Origin of the sequence: Ornithinibacillus salinisoli (genome assembly GCF_042684965.1) — a bacterium.
Lineage (GTDB): Bacteria > Bacillota > Bacilli > Bacillales > Amphibacillaceae > Ornithinibacillus > Ornithinibacillus salinisoli.
In genome coordinates, this window is the sequence record NZ_JBHUMI010000016.1 from 361,581 (window position 1) to 388,480 (window position 26,900).

The 26,900-nt window shown below is 35.2% G+C and carries 29 protein-coding genes; 21 read left to right on the forward strand and 8 right to left on the reverse strand.

The window, feature by feature from the left end:
• Window positions 1–12 precede the first annotated feature (12 nt).
• From ACFSTA_RS12490 to ACFSTA_RS12570, 17 genes are all read left to right on the forward strand, one after another.
• Window positions 13–1,164 (forward strand): phage major capsid protein, encoded by a 1,152-nt coding sequence (locus ACFSTA_RS12490; protein ID WP_377557040.1) that lies wholly within the window; start codon window positions 13–15, stop codon window positions 1,162–1,164.
• A 16-nt stretch (window positions 1,165–1,180) separates the two neighbouring features.
• A complete protein-coding gene (locus ACFSTA_RS12495; RefSeq protein ID WP_377557041.1) occupies window positions 1,181–1,486 on the forward strand; it encodes a phage gp6-like head-tail connector protein in 306 nt (101 codons plus the stop codon).
• On the forward strand, window positions 1,473–1,838 hold the full coding sequence (locus tag ACFSTA_RS12500; RefSeq protein WP_377557042.1) for a phage head-tail adapter protein: 366 nt from the start codon (window positions 1,473–1,475) through the stop codon (window positions 1,836–1,838). The genes ACFSTA_RS12495 and ACFSTA_RS12500 overlap by 14 nt, the downstream gene beginning before the upstream one ends.
• Window positions 1,838–2,233, forward strand: a complete 396-nt coding sequence (locus tag ACFSTA_RS12505; protein WP_377557043.1) for a hypothetical protein — start codon at window positions 1,838–1,840, stop codon at window positions 2,231–2,233. Before ACFSTA_RS12500 ends, ACFSTA_RS12505 begins: the two co-directional genes overlap by 1 nt.
• On the forward strand, window positions 2,233–2,616 hold the full coding sequence (locus tag ACFSTA_RS12510) for a DUF3168 domain-containing protein (protein WP_377557044.1): 384 nt from the start codon (window positions 2,233–2,235) through the stop codon (window positions 2,614–2,616). Before ACFSTA_RS12505 ends, ACFSTA_RS12510 begins: the two co-directional genes overlap by 1 nt.
• 12 nt (window positions 2,617–2,628) lie before the next feature.
• Entirely contained in the window at window positions 2,629–3,231 is a 603-nt protein-coding gene (locus ACFSTA_RS12515) for a major tail protein (RefSeq protein WP_377557046.1), read from the forward strand.
• Window positions 3,232–3,233: 2 nt separating this feature from the next.
• Window positions 3,234–3,584: a hypothetical protein gene (locus tag ACFSTA_RS12520; protein ID WP_377557047.1), complete on the forward strand. Its 351-nt coding sequence runs from the start codon at window positions 3,234–3,236 to the stop codon at window positions 3,582–3,584.
• Window positions 3,585–3,620: 36 nt separating this feature from the next.
• The gene (gene gpG / locus ACFSTA_RS12525) at window positions 3,621–3,971 is read left to right on the forward strand and encodes a phage tail assembly chaperone G (protein WP_377557048.1); all 351 of its coding nucleotides are present in this window, start codon (window positions 3,621–3,623) and stop codon (window positions 3,969–3,971) included.
• 59 nt (window positions 3,972–4,030) lie between these two features.
• On the forward strand, window positions 4,031–4,156 hold the full coding sequence (gene gpGT, locus ACFSTA_RS12530; RefSeq protein WP_377557049.1) for a phage tail assembly chaperone GT: 126 nt from the start codon (window positions 4,031–4,033) through the stop codon (window positions 4,154–4,156).
• A 29-nt stretch (window positions 4,157–4,185) separates the two neighbouring features.
• A complete protein-coding gene (locus tag ACFSTA_RS12535; protein WP_377557050.1) occupies window positions 4,186–7,539 on the forward strand; it encodes a phage tail tape measure protein in 3,354 nt (1,117 codons plus the stop codon).
• Window positions 7,532–9,010 carry a distal tail protein Dit gene (locus tag ACFSTA_RS12540; RefSeq protein ID WP_377557051.1) on the forward strand — a complete coding sequence of 493 codons (1,479 nt, stop codon included), beginning with the start codon at window positions 7,532–7,534 and terminating at the stop codon, window positions 9,008–9,010. Before ACFSTA_RS12535 ends, ACFSTA_RS12540 begins: the two co-directional genes overlap by 8 nt.
• A 72-nt stretch (window positions 9,011–9,082) precedes the next feature.
• Window positions 9,083–10,102, forward strand: a complete 1,020-nt coding sequence (locus ACFSTA_RS12545; RefSeq protein WP_377557053.1) for an acyltransferase family protein — start codon at window positions 9,083–9,085, stop codon at window positions 10,100–10,102.
• A gap of 41 nt (window positions 10,103–10,143) precedes the next feature.
• Complete coding sequence (locus ACFSTA_RS12550) at window positions 10,144–13,494, forward strand: phage tail spike protein (RefSeq protein WP_377557055.1); 3,351 nt, start codon at window positions 10,144–10,146, stop codon at window positions 13,492–13,494.
• Between the two features lie 81 nt (window positions 13,495–13,575).
• Window positions 13,576–14,625, forward strand: a complete 1,050-nt coding sequence (locus ACFSTA_RS12555) for a PIN domain-containing protein (RefSeq protein WP_377557056.1) — start codon at window positions 13,576–13,578, stop codon at window positions 14,623–14,625.
• A gap of 47 nt (window positions 14,626–14,672) precedes the next feature.
• Window positions 14,673–14,960 carry a hypothetical protein gene (locus tag ACFSTA_RS12560; protein WP_377557057.1) on the forward strand — a complete coding sequence of 96 codons (288 nt, stop codon included), beginning with the start codon at window positions 14,673–14,675 and terminating at the stop codon, window positions 14,958–14,960.
• A 14-nt stretch (window positions 14,961–14,974) separates the two neighbouring features.
• A complete protein-coding gene (locus tag ACFSTA_RS12565; protein WP_377557058.1) occupies window positions 14,975–15,226 on the forward strand; it encodes a holin in 252 nt (83 codons plus the stop codon).
• A 2-nt stretch (window positions 15,227–15,228) separates the two neighbouring features.
• On the forward strand, window positions 15,229–16,059 hold the full coding sequence (locus ACFSTA_RS12570) for an N-acetylmuramoyl-L-alanine amidase (protein ID WP_377557059.1): 831 nt from the start codon (window positions 15,229–15,231) through the stop codon (window positions 16,057–16,059).
• 113 nt (window positions 16,060–16,172) lie between these two features.
• On the opposite strand, the gene ACFSTA_RS12575 is transcribed toward ACFSTA_RS12570, so the two are convergent.
• Window positions 16,173–17,162: a hypothetical protein gene (locus ACFSTA_RS12575; RefSeq protein ID WP_377557060.1), complete on the reverse strand. Its 990-nt coding sequence runs from the start codon at window positions 17,160–17,162 to the stop codon at window positions 16,173–16,175.
• A 316-nt stretch (window positions 17,163–17,478) separates the two neighbouring features.
• Here ACFSTA_RS12575 and ACFSTA_RS12580 point away from each other — a divergent pair, with 316 nt between their 5' ends.
• Window positions 17,479–18,984, forward strand: coding sequence for a peptidoglycan DD-metalloendopeptidase family protein (locus tag ACFSTA_RS12580; protein ID WP_377557061.1), 1,506 nt, complete (start codon window positions 17,479–17,481; stop codon window positions 18,982–18,984).
• Window positions 18,985–19,018: 34 nt separating this feature from the next.
• Here ACFSTA_RS12580 and ACFSTA_RS12585 read toward each other — a convergent pair whose 3' ends face one another.
• The gene (locus ACFSTA_RS12585) at window positions 19,019–19,852 is read right to left on the reverse strand and encodes a DUF5677 domain-containing protein (protein ID WP_377557062.1); all 834 of its coding nucleotides are present in this window, start codon (window positions 19,850–19,852) and stop codon (window positions 19,019–19,021) included.
• An 88-nt stretch (window positions 19,853–19,940) separates the two neighbouring features.
• On the opposite strand from ACFSTA_RS12585, the gene ACFSTA_RS12590 reads away from it, so the two are divergent.
• Window positions 19,941–20,252, forward strand: a complete 312-nt coding sequence (locus tag ACFSTA_RS12590) for a YolD-like family protein (RefSeq protein WP_377557063.1) — start codon at window positions 19,941–19,943, stop codon at window positions 20,250–20,252.
• 25 nt (window positions 20,253–20,277) lie between these two features.
• Here ACFSTA_RS12590 and ACFSTA_RS12595 read toward each other — a convergent pair whose 3' ends face one another.
• The 4 genes from ACFSTA_RS12595 to comGA are packed head-to-tail and all read right to left on the reverse strand — an operon-like array spanning window position 20,278 to window position 23,488.
• Entirely contained in the window at window positions 20,278–21,114 is an 837-nt protein-coding gene (locus ACFSTA_RS12595; RefSeq protein ID WP_377557064.1) for a hypothetical protein, read from the reverse strand.
• Window positions 21,115–21,174: 60 nt separating this feature from the next.
• Window positions 21,175–21,441: a hypothetical protein gene (locus ACFSTA_RS12600; protein WP_377557065.1), complete on the reverse strand. Its 267-nt coding sequence runs from the start codon at window positions 21,439–21,441 to the stop codon at window positions 21,175–21,177.
• A gap of 15 nt (window positions 21,442–21,456) precedes the next feature.
• Window positions 21,457–22,512, reverse strand: coding sequence for a competence type IV pilus assembly protein ComGB (gene comGB / locus ACFSTA_RS12605; RefSeq protein WP_377557066.1), 1,056 nt, complete (start codon window positions 22,510–22,512; stop codon window positions 21,457–21,459).
• Window positions 22,475–23,488: a competence type IV pilus ATPase ComGA gene (comGA, locus tag ACFSTA_RS12610; RefSeq protein WP_377557067.1), complete on the reverse strand. Its 1,014-nt coding sequence runs from the start codon at window positions 23,486–23,488 to the stop codon at window positions 22,475–22,477. Before comGA ends, comGB begins: the two co-directional genes overlap by 38 nt.
• A 104-nt stretch (window positions 23,489–23,592) precedes the next feature.
• Here comGA and ACFSTA_RS12615 point away from each other — a divergent pair, with 104 nt between their 5' ends.
• Both ACFSTA_RS12615 and ACFSTA_RS12620 read left to right on the forward strand, forming a co-directional pair.
• Window positions 23,593–24,084, forward strand: a complete 492-nt coding sequence (locus tag ACFSTA_RS12615) for a shikimate kinase (protein WP_377557068.1) — start codon at window positions 23,593–23,595, stop codon at window positions 24,082–24,084.
• Window positions 24,085–24,140: 56 nt separating this feature from the next.
• Window positions 24,141–24,320 carry a YqzE family protein gene (locus ACFSTA_RS12620; RefSeq protein ID WP_377557069.1) on the forward strand — a complete coding sequence of 60 codons (180 nt, stop codon included), beginning with the start codon at window positions 24,141–24,143 and terminating at the stop codon, window positions 24,318–24,320.
• Between the two features lie 31 nt (window positions 24,321–24,351).
• Here the strand turns inward: ACFSTA_RS12620 and ACFSTA_RS12625 are convergent, their stop codons facing one another.
• Together ACFSTA_RS12625 and ACFSTA_RS12630 are read right to left on the reverse strand one after the other, a co-directional pair.
• The gene (locus ACFSTA_RS12625; protein ID WP_377557071.1) at window positions 24,352–25,149 is read right to left on the reverse strand and encodes a YqhG family protein; all 798 of its coding nucleotides are present in this window, start codon (window positions 25,147–25,149) and stop codon (window positions 24,352–24,354) included.
• Window positions 25,136–26,791 (reverse strand): DEAD/DEAH box helicase, encoded by a 1,656-nt coding sequence (locus ACFSTA_RS12630; protein WP_377557072.1) that lies wholly within the window; start codon window positions 26,789–26,791, stop codon window positions 25,136–25,138. Before ACFSTA_RS12630 ends, ACFSTA_RS12625 begins: the two co-directional genes overlap by 14 nt.
• Between the last annotated feature and the right edge of the window lie 109 nt (window positions 26,792–26,900).

Sequence of the window (26,900 nt, forward strand, 5' to 3'; positions counted from 1 at the left end):
AGGAGAATGACAATGCCAATTAAATTTACAAATTTTGAAGAACAAAAATCAGCGTTTGCAAAAGTAACACAGGAGGGGACTCCCGAAGAACAAGCGGAAGCACTTAACAATATGCTAAATGCACTTGCTTCTGATGTGCAAAAAGATATCTTGAATGAAGTGAATACACGTATGGCCGACAACTCAGTTTTACAAGCCAGAGGTCAAAACGTGTTAACAAGTGAAGAATACAAATTCTTTAATGCTGTTGTTGAAGAGGGTGGATTTAAGGAAACAGAAACTCTACCAAAAACCACACAAGAACGTGTTTTTGAAGAACTAAAAGAAGAGCATCCGTTAATGCAACATCTGGGTTTACAAACTCTTGGAGCAGTAACTGAATATATTTATTCCGATCCAGAGGGTGCCGCAGTATGGGGGCCATTATTTGGTGATATTAAAGGGCAATTAAATGCTGCATTCCGTAAAGAATCTATTACTCAACTTAAATTAACAGCATTTATTCCACTTGCGAATGACATGTTGAAATTAGGACCAGCTTGGGTAGAACGGTATGTTCGCACCATTATTAAAGAAGCAATGGCAGCTGGTCTCGAACGCGGATTTATTGCTGGAACAGGGAAGGACATGCCAATTGGTCTATTAAAAGACCCAAGTGGAAGTGTTGTTGATGGTGTATATCCTGATAAAGAAGCTGCAGGTACATTAACATTTGAACCAGGACGTAAAACCATTAATGAATTAAGAGATGTTGTGAAACTTCTTGCAAAAAAATTAGATGGTAAAGGGCAAGATGCAGACCGACCTAAAAAGGTTGCTGGAAAAGTGGTTATGGTTACAAATCCGTTTGATACTTTTGACATCCAAGCAAATGCAACAACTCAAAATGCTAATGGAGTTTATGTAACTAACCTACCTTTTAATCCAATAATGACTGAATCAGTATTTGTGCCAGAAGGTAAAGTATTATTCTTTGTCAAAGGAGAATACTTAGCTGCGACAGGTGGAAGTGACCCTATTAAAAAGTATGAAGAGACAATGGCTCTTGAAGATGCAACGTTGTTTATCTCAAAACAATATGCTACAGGTAAACCAAAAGATAAGTATGCTTCACAAGTTTATGACTTGAACCTAGTAAATGAAGAAGAACCTGCAGGCGCATAAATTGGAGGTGATCTAGTTGGTCACTGATGAACTAGTAAAAGAATTTAAAGAACGAATGCATATATCTCATTCAAGTGAGGACAGCAATCTAAAACGGTTGTTGTCCTTTTCTGTTGCATTTGTGGAGGACAAATGTGGGGAATTCGACCTCACCGGTGAAACCAATCTCGATATCCGGGCTAAAGAACTTGTACTGGAACGTGCACGATATGCTTATAACGATGCGGTTGAGTATTTTGATGATAACTTTCTAAGTGATATCGTCGGTTTAGGTTTAGATATGGTCTTTGCGCAGGAGGCTGAAGCTGATGAGGAAGTTTGAATATAAGCCACCGAGAGTCCATGCAGGAGAATTACGTACTCCAATATTCTTTTATGAATACGCACCTAACCAGGGACCTGAACCTGGCGAAAAAGAGAAACGTACTTTGTATGATTGCATGGGAAAGATTGATGAAGTGTGGATGAAAGATGTAGAGTTGGCTAAATCAAACGGAACCTTATCAGATATTACTATAACCATAAGGGATCCTTTGAAGGACTACACACCAACAGATAAACATTATATATCGATCGAACATCCAAAGTACAAAAACAATCGATATAACGTAAAACATGTTCAGCCAGACCCTCAAAACAATCGTTTTATTAATGTCATGGCGAGGTTGGTTTAATGAGTGTCGAAATTAGAGGTATTGATCAACTTGTTGCTGAATTGGAAAGAAGATTTGGTAAGGAGAAAATGCAACGTATTAGCGACAAAGCCCTGACGGATGCAGCTAAAGAATTTGTCGATGAATTAAAAATGCAATTCGAATTGTTTAAAGACCAAGGATATAGTATCGAAGAGATAACTATACACGGTCCTATATGGGATAAAGCAGGTAATCGAGTGATCAAAATACATTGGAGAGGACCACATGGTCGTTATCGTATTATTCATTTGAATGAGTGGGGTACCGTACAGAACCCTAATCCGAGAGGCAAAGGAGCAGTTGCTAGAGCTATGAAGAATAGTGAAAGAGCATATCGTGCTGCTGTACGCAAAGCATTGGAGAGTGGTTTGTAATGGATATATTAGACGAAATATATAATGGGCTGATTGCTGATGAATATATCTATGAACAAGCATTTGGGAGAATTAAGTTCTACGAATATCCAGCAACTGGTGATGTAGTTAATCCACATATAGTAATAGATCCGATTGACCCACCTTCTCCAGATGACTTTGCAGACAATAAATGGACCACATTAGATTACTTAGTTCAGATTGATGTATGGACTAAAAATCGAAAGTTAACAGATGCCGTTGCTGATAAGGTAAGAGTTGTTATGTGGGAACGATTTGGATTTAAACAAAATGCAGGACCAAAAGAATATGATGAAGGTGTTTTCCGTGATGCTAGAAGGTACCGTGGAAAATTACATCGTCATGATTTTGAAAATTTATAAGGAGTGATTAATTTGGCAGGAGAAGAAAAGAATTATAGAGCTTCCACAGGAGTAGAAGAATTCTATTACGGAATAATTGGGGATGGGACTACTGCTACGGAAATAGAACGAGTAAAATTTTTGCAGAATATTACCGTTGATATGCCACAAGAGATTGTTCGTGCTCATGGTGACAATACAACTGCTGAAATGGCTGTTTCAAGTGGAAATGTTTCCGTAACATCGCAATTCCATAAGATTCCGATTGAGGATAAGCAGAAATTATTAGGTTGGGAAACTGTCGAAGGTTTGACTGCAGCTGGTAATGAAGACAACCCTCCATATGTTGCAGTTATTTTTGCCAAAACATATGAAGATGGTTCCCGTGAATATGTTGGACTTCCAAAGGGAATGTTCACACGTCCAAACGTTACTGGTGCAACTAAAGGTCAAACTACCGAGTTTTCAAACGAAGAGATTGCAGCACAATTTATGGACCGTAAAGTAGATGGGTTTAGTAAACATAAATCTGTTATTTTTGCTGAAGACGCTAAGGGTGATACAACAAATAGAGATGCGTTATTTACAAAAGTATTTGGAATCGCACATCCTGATGTTGTACCGGAAGGAGCTTAAGTATGAATAAGCCAGAAATTATAGAAAAATTGAATGAATTAGGCGTTGAATTTGATGAAAAAGCTAATAAAGATGAATTAAAGAAATTGTTAGAACAACAAGATAATACAGAACATGAACCAAAAGAAGAAACACAATCATCCGAACCCACAGCGCAGGAAGAATTGGCAAATCTAGAATCAAAACAATATGTAGTAATTCATGATTTTAAGGATTTACAAGATAACGACACGATTTACATCAAAGATGATATTTACCCTAAAACAGAAACTAAGATAAGTGACGATCGCATTAAAGAATTAATGTCATCTGAAAATAAAATTGGTAAACCATTAATCCAAGAGCAGGATTAAATCCCTGCTCTTTTTTACTATTAGGAGGTAAAAGAAATGGCTGAATTAAAAAGACATATGATCGAACTAGTGAAAGAAGTGAAAGAAGGAGAAATTGTCACCGAGAAATATTTAACCCCTGCATTTATCCCCATGAGCGTTATATACGAAGCTATCGATATGATGAACGAGATTGATAAGACAAGTGCTGAAAACGAAAAAGAATTAATCGATAAATTACTAGTTTTTGTTGCTGATAAAGCATACGGTGGTCAATTTACGAAAGAAGAATTGTTTAATGGGTTACATGCCCCTGACTCCATGAGAGTTCTGCAACAACAAATTCTATTTATTGCTAGGGGGACGCAAAATGCAGAAACAAAAAAGTACCTGGCGAAGAAGAGTTAGTTGAAGAAGATTTTACTCCTGAGAAACAAAAGGAATATTTAGACAAGATTATCCTGGACATGATGAAGCAAGGCAAGGATATAAATGAAGTATTGAACATGCCATTTAATTTTGTCCTAGATATTTTAGCTGATAAAAATAAACCGAAGAAAGAAAAGTCGTTAATCGCAGCATTTGGTGGTTAATTTATCCCTCAAAGGAAGGAGGGTGAATATTGGATAGAATAGAAGGTCTTTCGATAGGACTTGATTTAGACAGCTTAGCATTGGAGAGAGGCTTAACTGGTGTTAAAGATCGACTACGTACCGTTAACTCAGAGATGAAGCGTAATATGTCTGCCTTTGACCGTGGAGATCGTTCTATCGAAAAATATGAGACTAGAGTACAAGGCCTTAATAAAAAGCTAGAAGTTCAAAAGAAAGTTACCGAGGAAAATTATAAAGAATATCAGAAAATGGTTCGTGAGCACGGCGAAGGATCGAAAGAAGCAGAGAAGGCAGAACGTGCTTATAACAACCAAGCTGCAGCCTTAAACAATCTAGAAAGATATGTAGAAGGCGCAACTAAAGAGCTAGAAGAAATGCGTAAAGAACAAGCATTTTTGGAATCTGGTTGGGGAAAGCTATCAACTGGTTTAGATAAGTTTTCTGGCAAGATGAATAGCATGGGAGACACATTAACTGGCGTTGGTCGAACACTAAGTATGCGTGTCACTGCACCAATTGTTGCTGCAGGAGGAGCTGCGTTTGCCGCAGCAGATCAAGTCGATAAAGCTTATCGAGATATTAGAGTAGGTACAGGAGCAACAGGGGATGCTCTAGATGATCTAGAAAAGTCATTTGATAATGTATTTACAAGTGTACCTGATGGAGCAGATCAAGTAGCCAATTCTTTAGCCAACTTAAACACTTTTACCGGTGCAACAAATGATACCTTAGAGAATTTAACTACAAGTGTATTAGATGTATCACGTTTACTAAAAGAGGATGCTACGGCGAACTCCCAAGCATTTGGAGAATCCTTGAAGCAATGGCAAAGACCAGCAGAAGAAGGTACAGCAATATTAGATTATCTGTACAAACTGACACAAGATTATGGTATTGGTTTAGGTGAATTAAATGGTCAGTTAACCAATTATGGTTCTGTATTAAACAACGCGGGATTCAGCATGGAAGAAGCAGCTCACTTTATGGCTAGTATGGAATCAAACGGTATAGCTGTAAGCCGTGTTATGCCAGGACTAAATAAAGCATTTCGTAATTGGGCTGGAGAAGGTAAAAACAGTCGAGAAGAATTAGAAAAAATTGTTGAAACAATAGCTGAAACTGAAGATAAACAAAAAGCATTGTCTTTAGCAACGGATACATTTGGAGCAGAAGGTGCCCAACGTTTAATGACGGCAATACGTAACCGTGCTATTCCAGCATTTGAAGACTTAGCTGGTGGCGTAGAAGATGCCAGAGGATCCATTCAAGAAACAGCCGAAGAAACAAAAACCATTGGTGAAGAGTTTGCGGAATTAAAGAACACTACTATACGCTCATTACGACCTGTTGGAGAAATACTATTAAACTTATCTAAGGATTATTTACCACCTGTTATTGAGGGTGTGACTAACTTAGCAGAATGGTTTGAGGAATTGGACGACACTACTAAGAAAACCATTCTTAGTGTTGCTGGTGTTACTGCAGCATTGGGTCCTGCTAGTTTACTACTTGGTAGCACATTTAAAATAGTTGGATCTCTTGCAGGAGGATTGTCTACTATAACAGGTATCATCGGTAGAGCAGGCGGAGCTGGTTTATTAGGTCGATTAGGATTAATGGGTACTATGACAGGTCCAGTAGGGCTAACAATTGGGACAGTCGGAATGTTAGGAGCAGGAATATATGCCTTAACTCGTGAAAGCGAAAATCTTCATGATGTGAACTGGGATATCGTTGAAAGTTTACGTGAGGAAGTGAACTCGGCTGATGATCTGATTGCTGAATACGAAAAGCTTGAAAGTCAAAACCGATTAACTAAAGAAGAAATGCTTCGCTACATGGATGTATTAACAGAACTAGAACAAGCTAAATCTGAAGAAGCAATTACCAAACTAAGAGAAGAACAAGCAAGTTTGGAAGAGCAATCAGGTATGACCAAAGAGGAATTAGGAAGATTCATAGAAATTAATGATGAGATAATAAAACAATCTCCCAACACTGTACAAGCAATTTCCGAACAGGGCAATGCTCTTATTGAAAATTTAGATGCATATAAAGCTTTGAACGAAGAAAAACGTACTGAGTTATTACTTACGGCAGAACGTGAACTTGAAAAGGCATTGGAAAATGAGACTCAACATCTAGAAGACCAACGAGATTTGACTAAAGAAATAGCTGAACTTGGTCAAGAAATTGAACGAACTAGACAAGCAAGGGTAGATAACACTAAAGAGTTATCAGATGCAGAAGAAAAGTTAAAAAGTATTCAAGAGGAAATAAGTCAATTAGAACAAGATGGCACTGCTGAAGCTAATTTAAAGCTAGTAAGTTTACAAGCACAACAAAGAGAACAAGCAACCATTGTAATGGATTTAGAAGCTGAAAAAGAAGCGCTTAAAGGAACACATGATGAGCTGTTAGAAAATCTTCAAACAGCTGGAGACAAGCTTGAAACTACTCGTGAAGAAATAAGAGAAATTGAAAACCTAAAAGCTGATTATGAAGAATTAATTCTTGCGCAAGCTGGAATCACATCAGAACGTGGTAAAGGTTTAGATAAGATTCAAGAGGAACTCGAATTAAATAAACAGAAGAAAAGGGATATAGATGAAATAAATAGCAGAACTGAAGGTGGTATAGGTAATTACGAGGAGCAAAATGAAGAATTAAGGTTACAGCGTCAAAAATTGTTGGATGCTAAAAAAGAATTAGAAAATATAAATGAGTTGGCAGAAAAGACTATATATAATAAAAAAGTTAACTTATCAACGAATCCATCTTTAGATAAACTTAACCGTGATATTGCTGAAAGCGTTCATAAACGAGTGACTGTTGGTGTGGATATGGGTCCACAACGTTTAGCGTATGCTGACGGTACTCCATCAGGAGGTCATCCTATTGATGGTCCTGCAATAGTTGGTGATGGTGGTGGTAGAGAATTGATCGCATTACCAAACGGAAGAATGTTTTTATCACCAAACACTGACACACTTTTAAATTTACCAAAAGGCACACATGTTGTCCCGCATCAAGAGACTAGAAAACTATTAAATACTCCAAAATACGCAAGTGGTACAAGTGGTTGGAGAGGTTTGGTTGATAATTTACGTGATAGTGAGTTTATGAAGTTGTTGGCACTTGTGGCTAAAAGTGTTGGAAGTGAACCTAATCAAAACACAGCCGTTCATCAGCAGTCCTCTAATGATAACAGGGACATCATTGTATTATTACAAGAATTGATAAATGCTGTTCGTGAGGGAAAAAACATTGTCATGAATGAACAAGAGGTAGGACGTATAGTTGAACCAATAGTTACAGAAACACAAGAAAGAAATAAGAGAGTGAGGGATATATTTGCATAGATCACTAGCATTTAATGGTATTCGTAAAGATTGGTTGTATCTGTTAAGGGGAAGGCAAGAATCCCCTTACGCTCCTATCAACAATACTATGATTAGAGTACCAGGCATGGATGGCGCGCATGTATCATCATCTAATTCAGATGAATTATACGTATATCAACCTGTTGGATTCAAAGTTACAGATGAAGAACACGAGCAGGAATTGTTAGACGAACTAAAAGAATGGCTTATCACAGAAAATGATACAGAAATTCAGTTTGATAATGTGCCAGGTAAAACATATATTGGTAGATTAACATTAAGTATGAGTGACTATAGGAGAGATGGTAGTCTACGTTCTGGCACGCTTATTTTTATTTGTGATCCATACAAATATGGTCCTGAACAAGGTCCTTTTTTATTTGAAAATGATGCATTAACTTTGAATAATAACGGTACAGCGGAAGCTTATCCAATCATAGAAGCAATCACCAAGCAAAGCGTAACATCTTTTATGGTTGCAAAAGGTACAGAAGATTTTTTTATGATTGGGCAACCCTTTGACATTGATAAGCAATCTGTAGAGCAATATCCTGAAGTTTCCTTTTATCCGATGGAATCACTTGTTGGATGGTCACCAATGACGGAAGGCTTCCTATTTGATGATGAAGTAACGGGAGGATATGTCAGTAACGGAACTGTGGAAGTAGCTGGAGGAGCTTCCTTTTCCCCTTATTCTTTTGGTACTGAACGCGCAGGTTGGTACGGTCCTGCGATTAGAAGGTCGCTCCCTGAGGCTATTGGCGACTTCCAAATTACATTTGGGACATCTTTGTACAGTAACGGAAATGGTATAGGTAAAGTATTTGCATTATTTTTAGATGAGAACGATAAAATTGTTGCTTCAATTGGGCTTATAAATACACGAATGGGTACGAGAAATGCCAGAGTTTTAGCTCGTATGAATGATGGTCAAAATTACCGAAGAACAAGAGTTATGGACTACCCAGGTGATTCTGGATCTGAATCAACTGTTTTTAGTAGCCGTCCTTTAAATATTCAATTGAAACGAGAAGGAAATAAGTACTACGCTCGTACTTGGCAAGTTAGAGATGGAGAAGCTCACGCTAGACATGCTGAAGACATAACTTCAGAAGTTATAGAGTTTCAAAGACCAATTCGCCAAGTCGCTCTGTATTTCGCAAAATACGGTTCAAATCCTTCATTGAGTATGCAATCTATCGGATTAAGAGTGAAGAAAAACAACACTTTATTACTTGATGAAAGCATGATACCTTACATCGCACACGCTGGGGATAAAATTGCAGTTGATTGTAAAAAAGAACTGGTAATGATTAATGATGAACCAGTAACAGATTTAAAAGCATTTGGTGCTAATTATTTTGCGCTGGATACAGGAAAAAATAATTTATTTACATTTCCAGAAGGTGCTTTTGATACTAGTATTAAATGGAGGAATAGTTTCAAATAGACTATTAATTATTATTTTCTTTAATGTAGAATTACGATATAATGCTTCTTGACTACAAGGAGGGCATTATACTTGAATTATGTAATAAAAAGAGACGTAAGAATCGATATTTTAAGGGCTTTAGCTATCTTCTGCATTATACTAGCACACACAGCACCAATCGAAACTATTTTTATAATAAGAAATTTTGACGTAACTCTAATGGCTTTTCTGATGGGAGCCTCATTCTATTTAAGTAATCAAAAACACGGAGGTTATGCCTATGGTAATTATTTGATTAAACGCTTTAATAGACTAGTTCTTCCAGCATGGAAATTCCTGGTTTGTTTCTTTATTCTTTTTTATGTACTATCTTTACTACTAAGTGAATCATTTTATTTTTCATATGAAAACATTTTAAAATCATTCTTGATGATTCAAGGAGAAACATACATGTGGATATTGGCTGTGTTTTTTATGGTTGCGCTTGTGAGTCCATTTGTACTTCAAATCAGTAATAGAATAAAAAGTAATCTAGTTTACTTTATTATGTTGGTAGGAGCATACCTTACCTATCACTATATTATTATTATTTTTAATGAGTCAATATCAAATACTCAGATACAAGAACTGTTTCAAAATTTTATTGTCAATGGTATAGGTTATTCATTGGTAGCCGCAATAGGAATTAGACTGTATAAAATAGATAAAAATAAATTGTTACTAATCTCAAGTTTGTTTTTACTGTTGTTTATAACATTATCTATATATCATGACTTTACACCAATACAAACATTTAAATATCCACCGTCTATTTATTACTTTTCATATGGGTTATTCGTAAGCATGCTTCTCTTTTACTTACTAAGTTTTGATAAAATTAAAAGTATGTTTAATTTTAAGTTTACAATATGGTTATCTACAAATTCACTACTTTTATATTACTATCATACGATTCCTATATATTTGCTAAAGTTTCAAGGAGATTATTTACCTAAGTGGATAGAAATGAATTTTGTAACTCGATTTATATTTTTGTTCGGTTTCGCACTAGTGATGGTGTTCATTCATAATATTGTTAAAAAGAAGATACCAAAGACTAAGCACTCTTAATACAGAGTGCTTTTTTTATTACTAAAATGAGAGGTGATAACTTGATCCACATATTGAATCATCAAACAGATGAGATCGTAGACTTCTACAGTAACAAGAAAAAGAAGTTTTGGAACGACGTACATTTTAGCAGTCTGGAAAAGTACCAAGAGTATTTAAATTTCAAAATTTTATATAATAACAGTGAACATATCCAACAGCGTAACCGAGTCATTATACCTGGAGAAGATGGAGACTATCGTGAATTCATAATAAATGAAGCCCTTAAAGATGAACAAAACAAAGAAGTGTATACCATTGCATCCTTTGTTGATGATTTGAAAAAGGAGAAAACAATCCAACCTCAAATGTTTGATGGTGTAGCAGTGAATGCTTTCTTGGATGTCGTTCTATTAGGTACTGGATGGAAACGAGGTAAAACGGATTACCTAGGTATTCGTACCATTCCAGTTGAAAATATCTCCTATCCTTTTTCTGTATTAAAAACAGGTGCCAAAGCATTTGAGGGTGAATTAAACTTTCGTATTGAGACGGAAGGAAATAAAGTAACTGGTCGATATGTTGATTTAGTCGAGAGACAAGGTTCCTGGAATGGAAAAGAAATTACAGTAGGTAAAGATTTAATTGGTGTAAAGAGGCGTGAGAGATCTGATATTGTAACAGCTTTGGAATGCTATGGTCCTGAACGTGAAGATGGTACACGTTTGAAAGTTAATGTTACGGATGAAGATGCACGTAAGCGATGGGGAAGGCCAGCAAACAATCCTCAGCACCTATGGGCTGTTTACGAACCTCAGTCAATAGATGAAGATATGACAGAGGAAAAGTTACGATCATTAGGGGAAACAGAACTTAAAAAGCGTGTTAACTCTGTTATTGAATATGAAGCAGATCAGGCTTCCATTGAACACATCTTTGGCTTCGATCACGAGAAGGTTAGAAAAGGCGATACAGTACGAATCAAAGATACTTCGTACACACCTGCATTATATTTAGAAGCACGAGTGAAGTCAGTTGAACGAAGTCTATCCAATCCATCAAAGAAAAAATACATCTTGGGTGATTTCATCGAGTACGAAGAAGAGGATCTATTGAAACTGTTTCGAAGTATGCAAAAGGTGCTGTCTCAGAAGATTACCGAGCAACAGTTACAAGAATATGCGGAAAAGATAATACCGGAGCAACTTACCCCACCAGATCCAATTGAACATCCTAAATGGGTGGATACAAGTGTTAGTCCACCACAAATGAAACTGTGGGATGGCGAGAACTGGACAACTGTTAAAGGAGAAAAAGGGGATATTGGACCTCAAGGATCACAAGGTGTAGAAGGTCCACAGGGAATCCAAGGTTTGCAAGGTCCACAAGGAGACCAAGGTATTCCTGGAGAGCCTGGCGAAAATGGCTTAACTGCTTATGTTCATATTGCTTATGCTGATGATGCTTTGGGAAATGGGTTTTCTCAAGACGCAACGGATAAGGATTATACTGGTATGTATACTGACCATTCGTCTACAGACAGTACAGATCCATCTAAATACAAATGGAGCCTAACTAAAGGATTGAAAGGTGATCAGGGGATACCTGGACAACCTGGTGAGGATGGACGTACCCCTTATTTCCACACAGCTTATGCTAATAGCGCTGATGGTACTGTTGATTTTAGTACTACGGATAGTGCCAATAAGTTATATATTGGTCAGTATGCAGACTATGTACAAAACGATAGTAGCGACCCAAGTGAATACGCCTGGACGAAAATTAAAGGGGATAAAGGTGATAAGGGAGACACTGGTTCACAAGGACCTGAAGGACCTCCTGGTAAAGATGGGATAGCATATATGGGCCCAACCGCTCCAAGTAACCCTGGGTTCAATTCAACATGGTTTCAAACTAATTCAGATGGAAATGTCATTGCGATTAAAAAATGGACTGGCACTAACTGGACTATTTATAAAATGGATGTAGATGTGTTATCCGTTATTAAATTGTCAGCTCTAAGTGCTGATTTAGGAAATGTTACTGCTGGTGATATAAAAGGTGTAACCATGAATTTGGGTAATGGAACACTTGTCGCAAATGATGACGGGACTGTAACCTTTTCTAATGAAAAAGGGACATTCGATCTAACAGGATTGACGGTTAAGGATGGTAGTTTCTTTTTAGAAGATGACACCACAGATACAAAATACTCAATCGTACCCAAAACAAACTTATTTAACGATCATTCATTTGAAATGATTACAAGAGGTGATCACTATAGTGGTACTACTTATTTACTGCCAAATAGACCTGATTACTTCTACGCATGGGGAACATTTGGTTCACCAAGACTTATATCTACCTTGCAAAGTAGTTTAGGTCTAGTAGGGATGTTTGGTAGCCAAGCGGGGCTTGTAAGAAACGGCGATTATCTATTGCAATCGATACCTTTAATGGCAAACCAGACATATACTTTATCTAGTTATTTCATTCCGGATAGTAGGATTGCTGGAGTTGCACCTAGATTATTGGTTCGACAATATGATATTGGTGGAACGGAGAAAAATAGATGGGAACAAATTTTTCCTGAAATAATGAATAAAGAAAATGTTAAACGTTACTCTTTGACCTTTACTACTCCTACTTCATTTGCAGACGGTGACTATTTTACATTCTCCGTGTTATCCAGTGATACACGATGGGCGATAGTAGACGGGATGCAGTTGGTTGAAGGTGATTACCCAGTACTATATGACCCTGAAATACAACTTTATAATTTTTTTAATGCTGTAAAAGGGTCAGTTCCGGAATCTATGTATCTAAGAAATTTAGAACTATCTGGTAAATTAACTGTTGCTCAAGGCGGTAACGCATTTGATATGCAATCAAAATCTACAGATGACAACGCATCTGTTTATATCGCTTTTAGTAATTTAGCAAGACGATTAGGTTATTTTGGATATGGATCATCAACTAACAATATCTTTTACATTACCAATGAAGTAGGTGACCAAATTCGGTTAGGTAATAATGTTTCAGTTCAAGGAAGTCATTCCGTTAGTGGTACAAAATCAGCTGTAGTAGAAACAGAAAACTATGGAATGCGAAAGATGTACTCACTCGAAACTCCGGACAGTCGTTTTACCACGTTTATGGAGATGGCATTAGATGTAGGGGAGCATGTAATCGAAATCGAGCCAATGTTTTTAGAAACGGTAAACGGATTCTTTATTGTACCGCACATTCAAAATAATGCAGACGTTGCTATCTTAGAGAGAAATGAAACCAGCTTTAAAGTATTAATCGAAAAACATGCTGCGGAAGTTGTATTTGAGGTGAATGGTAAGCGAAGAGGGTATGAAGAGGTGTATATGGAAGAATTTGCGATAGAGGGAGAAAACGCCAAATAAGACGTATTTATTATTTTTTAAAAAAGGGAAAAACCTCCTTTTTGTCGAATTAGTGATTAGACAGAAAAGAGGAGGGATGAATTGGGTTACTTAATCTTTATAGATACCAATGTTGTGCATAACGACTTTTTCTTTAAAAGTAGCGCTATTAAAAAATTATTGAAGTTTACTAATCATGAACCAGTTAAACTCTGCATTACTGAATTTAACTATAACGAAATTATAAAAAAGTATAGAGATAATGTGAGACCAGCTTTAAAAGAAGTACGAGAGGTCAGAAAAAGTGTAAGCAAAAAAATAGAAGCATTAGGAATTGATAACCTATTTGACTTGGAAAAGTTAAGAGCAGAGAAGTATGTTGATCAATATAAACGATTTTTAGATGATACCATTGAAAATAATCAAATACAAATAGTTGGCTATCCAACAGGAGAAAATGTTACTGCACAAATATCAGAGAAATATTTTCTAGGAATTAAACCTTTCGGTGAAAATAAATTATCCTTCCAAGATGCTATCATTTGGCAAAGTATTGTAGAATATTGTGAAGAAGAAGATCCTGAAAATGTTGTGTTTATATCAAACAATAGTAAAGATTTTGCCGATAAAAGCAAAAAAAGTATTCACGAGGATCTAGAAGTCGATATTAGCGGACTTCTTTTTTACAATTCAGTTGGTGCATTTCTTGAAAACGAAGAATATCACTTACATGATTACTTCATCGATAATTATGAATACAATAATGAACTGTTGGAAAATGAATTAAGGAACTACTTCGATGGTAATTCTTCTTTGGATTATACAATCAATGATCTCCTAATGAATTCTGAGTTTGAAGGAGAGTACTATAGCGGATGGGGAACCGATGGTCACATCGATGAGATGGACTTCGAGATACATGATGTAACATTGGATATCCAAGAGAATGAATTATTAATCTCCTTTGGTGTAGATTTATATGTTAGTTTTAGTATAGAAACGATAGATCCATCCTTCGAAAGAGGTGATTCTGGGGATGGGATGCTCTCGGAAAGTAGTAGTACATGTATGTATTTACAGGGAGATATAACCTATTCTCTTGATGAAGAAATAATGGATGATTATGTAGAAAAAGAAATAGAATTTCAATAAGCATCTCAATCGAGGTGCTTTTTTATGTCATAAATAGGGGGTCGAACATGGAAAAGCAAAAAGAAGATATGCCCATCTGGCAGAATCACGAACAAAGAATCACGGCTTTAGAGGTTACCATGCAGGGCTTATCGCACAAGATGGATAGCGTACAAGAGACCATTAAAGAGAGCAACAAAGAACAAAAGGAGTTGCTCAATACCATTAATAATCGCATGGTAGACGAGTTTTTTAAAAAGAAAAAAGTCAATTTGAACAACGGATGGAAGCTACTTTTTACCCTTTTAGGTGGAGGTAGTTTTTTATATTTGTTGATAGATCAATTGATCAAATGAGGAGGTGAAAATACATGGTTGAAATACTAGCAGTTGCTACAGTGATTGCGCCAGTAACAGCAGGTGCAGTTCAAGCGGTGAAATCAGCAACAGGAATTAACAAACGATATATCCCAGTAATGGCAATGGCAGTCGGCATCGGATTAGGTGCAGCTGCTTTTTTTGTTGACATTGGATTAGGCGAGAGAATTTGGGCAGGTGGTATATCTGGTCTAGCTTCAGTAGGTTTGTTTGAATTAGGTAAAAATTCGAAGGGAGATAATTAGTTATGACTAAACGAATTGACGATCCAGGACACGGTGGAGCAGATCCAGGCGCACAAGCAAATGGCATTAAGGAGAAAGAATATACCCTTGAAGCCGCTAAATATGTGAATAGCAGACTAAAAGAGTTGGGTATTGATAGCGATATGACTCGGACTGCTGATGTTACTTTAGATCAAAAAGACCGCACTGCTAAAACTAGTCGATATGCAAAAGGTATTTCCCACCATTACAATGCAGGTGGTGGGGCTGGTGCGGAATTTATTCACTCTATTTATGCAGACGGAAAGTTTGAAAAGCTATTAGCAAAAGAATTCAAGAAAGCAGGGTACCCTTTACGACCTAATACAATTTATACACGGAAGTGGGGAAGTCAAGATTATTACTTTATGCACCGTGAAACAGGTAATTGTAGAGTGACCATTGTTGAGTACGATTTTGTTGATGGTCCTAATGCAGCAAAATTGAAAAACAAGTCGTATCGTGAAGGCATGTATGAATGTGTAGTAAAAGCTGTTTGTATTGAGGAAGGAGTGAAGTATAAAGCAGTAAAGGAATTAACTCCACCAAAAAGTAAAGGCAGACCAGAACCAACAGATAATGATCGTTGGAGAATCCAATCAGGTTTATTTGATGATGCTGAATCTTATGCAAAGGCGATAGACAAACTCGAGGATGAATATGGTTGGTTATTACATGAAAAAGCAAACAGCACAGAATTGAATCCACGTTATCGAATAGTTACAGGATTATTTACTGGAAAGAATGTAGCAGAGTATTACGCAGAAGAGTTAAGGAAAGAATTTGGTTGGCTAGTAAGTGTTATACCTAGATAAGATTAATCTACAATAGTTTTTAAAAATTATCTGATTTACAAAGCCTACCTTGCGGAAACAGGGTAGGCTTTTTGCTGTTGAACAAAAAAATGTCTTTTTATATGTGCTTTTTTTTAATTTGAAACCCACTTAGAAAAGTTTGCAATACCATGACTATCTACTACGCTCTTTTTCCAATCTTTTGCGTGTGAGTAATAGCCAACTAAGTCTCTTACAATTCCATAACCAGAATCGCTGTGCTTATCATAACTGATATTAGAATAATATGGTATTCCTGTATTTATAGCTCCTTTAGTTCCAAAGTAATCCATTACTGTATAGTGCATGTCATAGACGCCATTCAACCATTCATTTTGAATATACATATTTTTAATTGCTGAGTCATAAACCCCATTTTTATTAGCATTCCATTGTACACTTGGTACTTGGAATTTAGGGATCGGCAAGGCGTTGAAAGTATATACCCCACTGATACTTGTCTTTTTTACCGGACCTCCATGTTTGAATTTTGGACCACTATTAAGCCAATTAGCAGAACGAATATCTAGATAAGTTTTGGATGCTATGTATCCCCCTAAGGAGTGACCGGTGAAATACCATTTGTAATTTCGGTATTCTGGATAAGTATTATAAATATAATTTAAGTATAGTTGTGCATGGTACAGTTGTCCGGGATTGTCATTTTGCATAATGTTTAGGGATGTAAGTAAATCAGCCAAGCTATCTGGGTTTGTACCTGCAAATGCTATATATAATTTTCTGCTTCTTTCAGCTACTACAGTTACTGCTTGGAATCCAGTATTATTTAAATATCCTGGTAATCCACTGTTGAGTTCACCTGCTGGATGATCAGGGTTATTGAGTGAATCAAACGAGTCAATTACTTCAAACTTGTTGCCATATAATCCAGTCAATTGGTTTTGGATACTTCTTTCACCGGAACTGTAGCCATTTACCTTATAAACTTGTGAAGAAAGTTGATAATACAATGCGTTAGGGTTGTCAGAATATCCCGCATTTGCTGGTACTGATCCAAAGAATGATACTGAAATTATTGCTACCATAGATAGTAATAAATACTTGAATCCTTTTTTCTTCTTCATTTAAAAACTCCTTATCCTATTATTTTTATCAATCCAAATTATATAATATTTTTAAATATATTTATGACAAATTATTAAAAGTTTACGTAAAATTAAAACTACTTTAATAAAAAGACTTTGCTAAATACAAAGTAGTTTTTAAAAATCATCTACTCGAAAACCCCAGTTTTCCACGACTGGGGTTTTTTCTTTTTAGGAAAGCAGGAAATATTTTAACGGATTACACTGTCGGATTTTGTAAAACTTTCCCAAGTTTGTTGAACAGGAAACTGGTTAGATTTGTCGAATTCTTAAATATAAAAAGGAGGAGAGTTGAATGAAAAAAATTGTGTATTTATTTTTGTTGTTTGCTGTATTATTTAGTGTTATTCCGGAATTATCTGCAAGTGCAGAAACCACTAGGTTAGAAATAAATCATAAGTTTACAACATATGATGAGCCCTCTTTTACATCAGACGAGTCAGCAACATACGGTGCTCAAACTGTAACAGTATTAGACCAACAAGGGGATTTTTGGTATCTAATAAGCACTAATCGTGGAGATAAATGGGTTTACTACAATCCAGATTTAGGCAGAAAAACTTATGATTATCGATTTGTTGGATATGAAGAACCATCATTCTCATCAGAAAGAGCTACTAGTTTTTCTCCAACAACGGTGACCGTTACTGCAAAATATAACGATTGGTATCAGATAGAAACAACTAATTATGGTAATGTTTGGGTTTATGATGGTCGATTATCGGTGCCTCATAAATTTGCAGCTTATGATTCTCCCTCATTCACCTCAGAACAAGCAGGCACATTTAGTTCACAATCCGTACGTGTTGTTGATAAAAAAGGAAGTTATTGGTATCAAATTGTAACTAGTAAATACGGCAATAAGTGGATATATTACAACCCTAATATTGAGGACAGACTAACTTTTAGCTATAGGTTTGATATTTATGAACAACCTACATTTAACTCATCACGTTTATCTAGTTATGCACCTCAAACTGTTAATGTAACTGCAAAACATAACCATTGGTATCAAATAGAAACAGGTAAATATGGGTTGGTGTGGGTATATAAACAGAGACTTAGTATTCCACATAGATTCAGTGCATATGATTCACCTTCATTTACATCAAATGAGGCAGCCCAATTTGGTTCGCAAACAGTAACAGTAGTTGAGAAAAAGGGGACTTATTGGAATAAAATTAGAACTAGCAATTATGGTGAAAAATGGGTGTATTATAATGGGAATTTAAGTACTCTTACTTTAGATGAGCGCTTTAATGGCTATAGTGAGCCAAATTTCTCGAACAAAGTATCAGGTTTCTCCCCAACAACCGTTAGAATCACTGCAAAATATGGTGATTGGTATCAATTTCAATCATCAAACTTTGGAAACTTATGGGTTAACATAAGTGAGTCTTCCCAGTCATTTGAATTACCGTTAGAAAGTAACAATTATATAATTACTTCTAGGTTTGGACCAAGAGGTTCTGGATTTCATAACGGTATTGATCTAGCTCAAAATGGAACAGTAAGAATTGTTGCTGCAGCGAGCGGCGTTGTATCAAGATCATATTATAATTCCAGTTGGGGGGAAGTTGTCTTTATTAGACATACTATAAATGGAAGAAGTTATGAAACGATATATGCTCATATGAGATCTGGGTCAAGGCAAGTCTCTGTAGGTCAGAGCGTTAGCCAGGGACAATTTTTAGGATACATGGGAAGTACAGGAGACAGTACAGGGCAACATTTACACTTTGAAATTCATAATGGTTCTTACAAAAATCCAGTAGACCCTGAAAATTTCATTGATTTTTAGTTATAGAAATAACCCAACTGTTTCCGCAGTTGGGTTATTTCATTTGTAAATTATTAGTTGTAGATAATTTTAAAAGTGTCTCATTTAACATCATGTATTGTGTAGTTCTTGGATCTTTTTTATCTTTAGTGTTATACAAATCGAATAATATATTTAATGTCTTATCAATTATGTCTATACTTGTCATTAAAATTAACCTAATTTCTGGTAATAGTTTTTTGACATCTGGATACCACTTAACTGTTCTAATATCATTTTTTTCGTTGTATTCAAAAAGATCTTCAATTGTTCTAGGATTAGCATGGATTTCCTCACTAAATAGCCTATAAACGTAAGAATATAACTCCTCTAAACCTACTTCTTTTGAAAGGACCTCCAAATTTGGTAGTGCTTTAATTTTATGCTTTTTTAAATGATCGTGCATAATTTTAATATCATCTTCAGATATTGACTGAGTAACCTGTTCACTAAAACCTTTAATTTTATTTTCTTTAATGATCCTCATCCACTTCAATCTTTTAATCTCATCCTGTTGAATATACTGTATAGCGTTAGAATAATCCAAAGAGCAAAATTTTAGTTTAATTAATTTCTCTACCATCGATCTAATTACTACTTTTGCATCACTAGTTAGACCCCGCAAAGTTAATTCATAAATAGAAGCTAAGCTATTAAGTAACAGAATATATAATCCGGAAATTGATACTTCTTGTGCGTTTTTATCATGTATTTCTATATTAAATTTAAATCTATGGCAAAGTTCGTTGTAATCTTTCACTAAATTAAAGTACTCTTTATTATTATGGTAAATATCTTTTGATAGAATTTTTGTCTCTTCTGATAAGTAACCTTCAAAATTAAAAGACATTTCAAAACCTCCAACAGTATAATTTTTATTTACAGTTAGTGTATCACATGTTAAAGTAAGAACAAACGTTCTTATCGAGGTGAGAAGAATGCACGATAGAGGATCCATTAAATGGACATCGATGATGATACCAGAACACGTAAAGATGTTACAGGAAATTCGTGAACGACAGAATTACAAACAAAAGCCTGTAATATCTGATTATCAAAAAGAGGAAATTAATATCCATTTGCAGATGGCAATTCACAATGATTTAACGATCGAGTTGGAATACTTTAAGGACCACGATTACCACAAGATAAAAGGGAAGTTATTATCTGTTGATGTGTTAAATCAGTACGTAAACATAGAAGATGAATATATACCATTAGATAATCTGACTGGTACATGGATAGATTAAAACCCCTCAAACGAGGGGTTTTCTTTTATTCGGTAATAGTAGCACTAGATATTTTTAGAAACTGCCCATCGGTTACATTCACGGTATATCTGCCATTAAATATCTCATTATCAACAATTTCGCTATTTCCAACAGGACCAGACATTATTGCTACGTAACCTTCACCAAAACTCTCAATAACATATTGACCTGCAGGTATATCCACTCCTACTTTATACCAGCCAGAGTCCTTATAATCTTCAAGGTCATTCAATACTTCGTAAATTTCCTTGGCACTACTTACATTAAGTGTTTCAAATGCCTCCGCACTTATCAGAACACCTTGAGTTTCAATATTACCAACATCATGTACGGAGACATAACCAAAACTATCAAAGTTTTCATTATCAATAATATTTCCTGCAAGATCTTTTTCAGCATAATATTGCCCGCTACCTTCAAAAGGAATATAAGCATAATCACCTTTAGGTATATCCCCCTGTGTATATGAACCAGTATCAAAGGCTTGGTTTGAGTCAATTAAACTCACTATATCCTGTAGCATTAATTGTTGAGGAGTGAGTTCAATAGGCTCTTCTTCAATTTCTTCTTCATCCTCTTCAACGTCTTCTTCTTCTTCTTCGGTACTTACTTCAGAATCTGTATCTTCAACTTCTTCAACAACTTCAGGTGTATCTTCTTCTTCCGTATCCGATGCAACCTCTTCTGTAGGCGTCATAGCAACCCCAACTATAAATACAACAATTGAAATAATTGTAATTAATCCACCTTTATATTTCTTCTTTTTAATCAACCCTAAAATCAATAGAACAATACCAACAATAACTCCAACTAATCCTATGACCCCAAAAAATGTACTCACATTAATTTTCCCCTCTCAAATTATTTAATTCAATAGTAACATGTTATAGGGGATTTCGAACTATTTTTTCTCAAAAATTGACAATTTTTTGTCTAAACTTATATATTGATTATTTAATCTCAATATTTGTCTTTTGATTACATTTTGATATTCACGAACCTTTTGCTTATGATATGCGGGTAATTCGAATGTATTTTTCTCAGTTTTTATTAATTCGGTTAGTAGTTTTTGTTCGGCATTATATAATTCTTTTTGCTCTTTTATTATTAATAGGTAATCACCCCTATTCATTTCAATAAGCGTAAATCCTTTATTATTTTTCAACATGGTACTAAACTCCTTTTATATCGTATCTATTAATTGAAACATGGGCCACATTAACGTTAAGTAGATAAAGATGATAAAGATAGCTAATATGACATAAAAAACCGGTTGGATATACGTAAACATCTTCATAATTTTACGATGAATTTCTTCCGTTAATAATTGTGCGTATATGGATAGGTCTTTTTCTAATGAATAGGCATCGGTGTTTTTTTGGAATATGATGATTAATTGTTTCTCTAATAAAGGTAATGGAGTTAAAACTTGGATTATTTGACTCCCCTTAGACAATTCAAGAACAATATTTTTGGCATAAAAACTGATTATTGGTAGTTTCTGTTGTTGAGAAAGAATAGTAAATATATCCTTTATGGACATCCCTGTAGATAAGAGGGAAGACAGATGCGTTGCAAAAAGAAAGGAAGTCTGCATTTTTAAATAGTATTTGTAAAATGGTATTGCTTGATAGATCCTAATTCTTTTTTCAATTGGGATACTATGTTTCTTTCTTCTCCAAAACAGGAGTAATCCGACTAGAATCAGGATAGCAATACTTATAAGGTTACTCATAAATTCAATGATATAAAGTGAAAATTCAATACTTGAGGATGCTTGGGGACTGGATTGAAATAGGTCAATAAAAGTAGGGAGAATGGAACGATTGAGAAAAAATACAAGTAATGTGAAGATGATTAAGAGGATGAGTGGGTATCGGATGATTTGTTCGAATTTTTTGACATACCCTATTCGTTTTTCATACATATCCATACAGTTTGCCAAATTTGATGGTAAATCTCCATTAGAACGGGAGAGAAATAAATAGGAACAAATGGTAGAGTGAAATCCTACTTTTTGAAAAGCGTGATCAATGGGATCACCATTTCGTAGCATGATAATCACTTGATCAGCAGTTTCTTCTAATGATGGATCCCATTTTATTGTTTCTAGTGCTCGGAGTAAAGAGTAACCATTATTTAATGATCGTGCAAGTCTGTGTAAAAAGCGAAGTTGCAAATCACTTTTTAATGATTTTTTTCTAATACTTCTTAAATGTTTCCTCCGTAATAAATCCATAAGCATATGCCTTCTTTCTTAAACGGTAAAATGAATGGCGATGATGGTGTGCGACCGTATCGTCCCCTCTCAATGTTGCTTGTATTAAATCTTCATCTAAGAGCTCCAATATTGCGGCACGTCTTGGAATGGAATGATGATTTGTGATTATAGGGAGTAGCTGAATGGAAGCAATCCCTATTAGAGATTGTGCTAAATCTGTTTTGTTCAATCCCATTTCTAATAAACGATGAATGGTTCCCAGTGTATTTTTAGCATGTAACGTACTTAAAACGAGATGTCCGGTTAAAGAAGCATCGAAAGCAAATTCAGCAGTATGTTGATCCCGAATTTCACCGACCATGATAATATCGGGGTCGTGTCTTAAAGCTGCTTTCAGGCCAGATTGATACGTAATACCTGCTCGTTCATTTACTTGTACTTGTAATATATCGTTTAGTTTCTTTTCTATCGGATCTTCTAATGTAATTGTTTGGAATGAACTTTCTTTTAACAATGATTGGAGCAATGCGTATAGTGTAGTTGTTTTACCACTACCTGTGGGGCCAGTTAGTAAGATAAGTCCCGCTGGATTCGTAATCCACTGCTTTAATACAGTTAATTGATCTGGGAAGAGAAAAAGTCTCTCAATAGGGAGGTTTTCTTCTTGAGGTAAAATACGAATTGCTAAACTTTCCGTTTGATTAACAGGTAGAGTGGATAAACGAAGGGCGATCTTTTTTGTACCGAAGTGATGTGTGATAGATCCATCTTGCGGTTTTCTTATTTCACCAATATCCATTCCTGATGTAAACTTATAATAGGTGAGTAATAAATCGTATTGTGTTGTTTCAATGGAATCATACAATATGCGTTTGCCAAGTATACGAAAATAAATTTTTGTTTTTTGTGGGAATGGATAAAAGTGAATGTCTGAGGCTTGTTGGTTAATCGCACAGATTAGAAGTTTTTCCGAAAGTGCTGCAGTGGGGTTCAATGTGTTAACACCTCCTCAAATTATTGCAACAATATACTAAATTCGACATGATTTGCTAAACTCCTTCTTTTTTTATAATTTTTTTCTAAAAAGGTGTGAATAAATTGGAATGCATTTATTTAATCGGTTTTATGGGAAGCGGAAAGTCTACAATAGGCAAGTTGCTATCACGGGTTTTAGATGTTCCTTTTATGGATACGGATGAATATATCGTAGAAAAAAATCAAATGAAGATAAATGATATCTTTGAAAAAGAAGGGGAGATAGCGTTCAGAAATTATGAGTCACAAGCACTAAAAGCGTCTAAATCAGGGGTGATTTCTACTGGTGGCGGTATCGTAGAGAATGAAGATAATATGAAATGGATGAAGCAAAATGGGGTAATTGTTTATTTGCAAACTTCATTTGAAGAGATTTCAAACCGTTTAAAAGAAGATCCTACAAGGCCATTATGGAATAAAAGGATTAAAGAACGACATGAATTATTTCATCAAAGGTGCAACATGTATTCGAAATGTGCGGATTACATTGTGACTACAGATAAGAAATCCGTAGAAAATATAGTCGATGACATAAAAGAACGGATATACGAATAACTTTAACCCAATTTGTGAAATATATAGTTAAGAAATTCTATAAGGGTGATTAGGTTATGTCAAATGACTATATTAAAGGTGTAACTGAAAAAGTTGTGTCATATATGGACTTACCGAGGGAAGAAAAGAGAAAAAGAAGAGAGGAACATAAAGCGGAAAAGCAGCAAAAAAATAACTTGAATCGCTGGTTTGGTGTTTTACCTCTCGCTATTAGAATTTCTTTGAAGAAAGATTGAAAGCAGGCCCTATAAAAAGGACCTGCTTTCATTATGCATCCGCATTCGAAAAACTAGGTATCAAATAAAATAAACCACCGTTTATGACCGAAACTGTAATCTTCGGACTGTATCTTTCACTAATTTCATCGATTTCTTTTTGAATCTGTTTTTCTTCTTGATCTGTTTTACCATGATAAAAATGCTTAAGTAATTCCACTTCTTTTTCTAGTTCATGTAAGGAATCTGTGGCCCATTGGTGTTCTTGGTTATGAATGTAGTCGTCAAGAACAGCTTTCATACGATTAAATCCACTTTGAACTTTAATAAGTGGAGAAATCGTATAACAATAATCTGAAATAGCAGATTGTAGGTCAATTTTCTTTAACTGTTCCATCATGTTTGCTTTCATTACCCCATTTACTAAATTTAAGCCCAAAGAGAAAATTTCATCTTTCTTTTGCTTGCCTATATAACTAATTTTGATATTCATTACTAACCAAGGGTGTAATGCTGTGTTCTTGGTTGCATGAATACTTTGAAATAGTTTGGTGTATTTTTCATTTTCTTTCAAATGGTTAAGGATTTGTTGAAGTCGTGGACTTCCAAAATGAATCCGATCCCCTTTTTCATCTTTTTTTTCCGGATTTGTTATTAAAGTCAGTTTCATCGGATCTCCAGGATGTCCCATTTTCTTAATATAATGCCAGTAAAAAGGGCGGTTCATTAATGCTCTGTCCATATCCTCGGTTAACTGAATGTTCATTACGCCGTTTTCATTACTCAAAATGTTACAATGATGAGCAGTAAAATAATCTTGTAAGAAGATATTAAGGTTAGATATTGCCATACTGTTGCTCCTCTTGTTCATCATATTGTGTATTACTAATAATGGATGATAAATTATCAAGTTTTATTTTTGCTTCTCCTGTTGTTGATGATTCATTAAAAATTGTGTTGATTTCTGATTCAAGATCTTTAATGTGAAGTTCAGCGAGAATATCATCCAAATGGCCAATGACTTGTTCAAACAAGTTAATCTTTTCGTATAACAATTTCATAATATGCTCTTCTACCGTGTCTTTAATAGCAAAATTATAAATATGAACATCTTTTTCTTGACCGTACCGGTGAATTCTTCCGATACGTTGTTCAAGTCTCATTGGATTCCAAGGTAAATCGTAATTAATCATGTAATTACAAAACTGTAAGTTAATACCTTCTCCACCTGCTTCGGTTGCTATTAGTACTTGGGCACGATCCTTAAATAACTGTCGCATCCAGTCTTTTTTTCCTCTCTTAAATCCACCTCGGAACGGAACAGAGGTGATACCGTGTTGTTGTAAGTACCATTGTAAGTAAAGCTGTGTAGCTCGATATTCTGTGAAAATAATGACCTTTTCATCACCGAACTGTTTGATTAATTCTACAGCTTTTTCTGCTTTTGCATGATGAGGAAGTTGTTCAATTTTCTTTATAATTGGTTCGATATACTCTAAATTTTCCTCTGTTACTAACTTTTGTAATGATAAAAAGCACGCTTCCCTTGAAGAGCAAATTTCACGCAAATAGGTTATTTTCGAGAATGTTGAAAACGGTTGAACCGTTGTATCTAATTGTTGATAGACCTCTTTTTCTTCTTTCGTAAAATCTACCCAAATTGTTTCGATGTGTCGCTTGGCATTATTTAATGAAGTACTCTGTCTAGTATTTCGTACCATTACCTTTTGAACGAGTTGTTTTAAATAAATATCTTGATTAATTTTCTTACGATCTTTTCCATATTGTTCAACAAACGAGTCATAATTTCCTAAATGACCTGGTTTTAATATCGATACTAAATTAAAAATTTCTATAAGTTTATTTTGTACAGGTGTTGCTGTTAGAAGAAGGCAATATTTTTTCTTTAATGAACGTACAAATTCATAGTTTTTCGTTTTATGATTTTTAAGTTTATGTGCTTCATCAATTAAGAGAAAATCATAGTCAATGTCTAATATCGCTTCCCGATGTGGCTCCCGTTTTGCGGTATCAATGGATGAAACTACTATTTCATATTGATCCCAATTATAATTCTTCCGGTGTTCAATTGCCGGGATGTAAAACTTTTCATTGAGTTCCCGAACCCATTGATTAACTAAAGATGCGGGTACTAGAATTAAAGCTTTTTTAACTAACCCTCTAATCATATACTCTTTTAGAATGAGACCAGCTTCTATCGTTTTACCAAGACCAACTTCGTCAGCTAATATTGCTCGTCCATTCATATGTTCGATAGCTTGTTTAGCTGTATCTATTTGGTGTGGTAAGAAATCAAGATGCGGTAAGAATTCTAATGCACGTAATCCATAAAATTCAGTAGTCACTGTTGTTTGTTCTGCTTGATATGCCATATCAAAAAGTTCCCAAGACGATAATGGTCCATCTTTATCAATGGTATCTTGAAGATTTGTAATAAATGTAGAATCATAAGTAATATTGATATTATTCATTCCAAACTTCCTTTTTATATAATAATGAAAAGATAAAAAAATTTTATTGAGAATAAGACACAAGTAAGCGTTTCTATGATATAATGAACGCGATAAAAAATAGAGTTTT

What these genes read in the sequence shown, in the direction of transcription:
- ACFSTA_RS12565 (WP_377557058.1), top strand. Translation starts at nt 14,975, where the DNA reads ATGGTTGAAATACTAGCAGTTGCTACAGTGATTGCGCCAGTAACAGCA.
- ACFSTA_RS12570 (WP_377557059.1), top strand. Translation starts at nt 15,229, where the DNA reads ATGACTAAACGAATTGACGATCCAGGACACGGTGGAGCAGATCCAGGC.
- gpGT (WP_377557049.1), top strand. Translation starts at nt 4,031, where the DNA reads ATGATGAAGCAAGGCAAGGATATAAATGAAGTATTGAACATGCCATTT.
- ACFSTA_RS12505 (WP_377557043.1), top strand. Translation starts at nt 1,838, where the DNA reads ATGAGTGTCGAAATTAGAGGTATTGATCAACTTGTTGCTGAATTGGAA.
- ACFSTA_RS12520 (WP_377557047.1), top strand. Translation starts at nt 3,234, where the DNA reads ATGAATAAGCCAGAAATTATAGAAAAATTGAATGAATTAGGCGTTGAA.
- gpG (WP_377557048.1), top strand. Translation starts at nt 3,621, where the DNA reads ATGGCTGAATTAAAAAGACATATGATCGAACTAGTGAAAGAAGTGAAA.
- ACFSTA_RS12575 (WP_377557060.1), bottom strand. Translation starts at nt 17,162, where the DNA reads ATGAAGAAGAAAAAAGGATTCAAGTATTTATTACTATCTATGGTAGCA.
- ACFSTA_RS12600 (WP_377557065.1), bottom strand. Translation starts at nt 21,441, where the DNA reads ATGTTGAAAAATAATAAAGGATTTACGCTTATTGAAATGAATAGGGGT.
- ACFSTA_RS12620 (WP_377557069.1), top strand. Translation starts at nt 24,141, where the DNA reads ATGTCAAATGACTATATTAAAGGTGTAACTGAAAAAGTTGTGTCATAT.
- ACFSTA_RS12630 (WP_377557072.1), bottom strand. Translation starts at nt 26,791, where the DNA reads ATGAATAATATCAATATTACTTATGATTCTACATTTATTACAAATCTT.
- ACFSTA_RS12500 (WP_377557042.1), top strand. Translation starts at nt 1,473, where the DNA reads ATGAGGAAGTTTGAATATAAGCCACCGAGAGTCCATGCAGGAGAATTA.
- comGB (WP_377557066.1), bottom strand. Translation starts at nt 22,512, where the DNA reads ATGGATTTATTACGGAGGAAACATTTAAGAAGTATTAGAAAAAAATCA.
- ACFSTA_RS12560 (WP_377557057.1), top strand. Translation starts at nt 14,673, where the DNA reads ATGGAAAAGCAAAAAGAAGATATGCCCATCTGGCAGAATCACGAACAA.
- ACFSTA_RS12625 (WP_377557071.1), bottom strand. Translation starts at nt 25,149, where the DNA reads ATGGCAATATCTAACCTTAATATCTTCTTACAAGATTATTTTACTGCT.
- ACFSTA_RS12585 (WP_377557062.1), bottom strand. Translation starts at nt 19,852, where the DNA reads ATGTCTTTTAATTTTGAAGGTTACTTATCAGAAGAGACAAAAATTCTA.
- ACFSTA_RS12510 (WP_377557044.1), top strand. Translation starts at nt 2,233, where the DNA reads ATGGATATATTAGACGAAATATATAATGGGCTGATTGCTGATGAATAT.
- ACFSTA_RS12490 (WP_377557040.1), top strand. Translation starts at nt 13, where the DNA reads ATGCCAATTAAATTTACAAATTTTGAAGAACAAAAATCAGCGTTTGCA.
- ACFSTA_RS12590 (WP_377557063.1), top strand. Translation starts at nt 19,941, where the DNA reads ATGCACGATAGAGGATCCATTAAATGGACATCGATGATGATACCAGAA.
- ACFSTA_RS12580 (WP_377557061.1), top strand. Translation starts at nt 17,479, where the DNA reads ATGAAAAAAATTGTGTATTTATTTTTGTTGTTTGCTGTATTATTTAGT.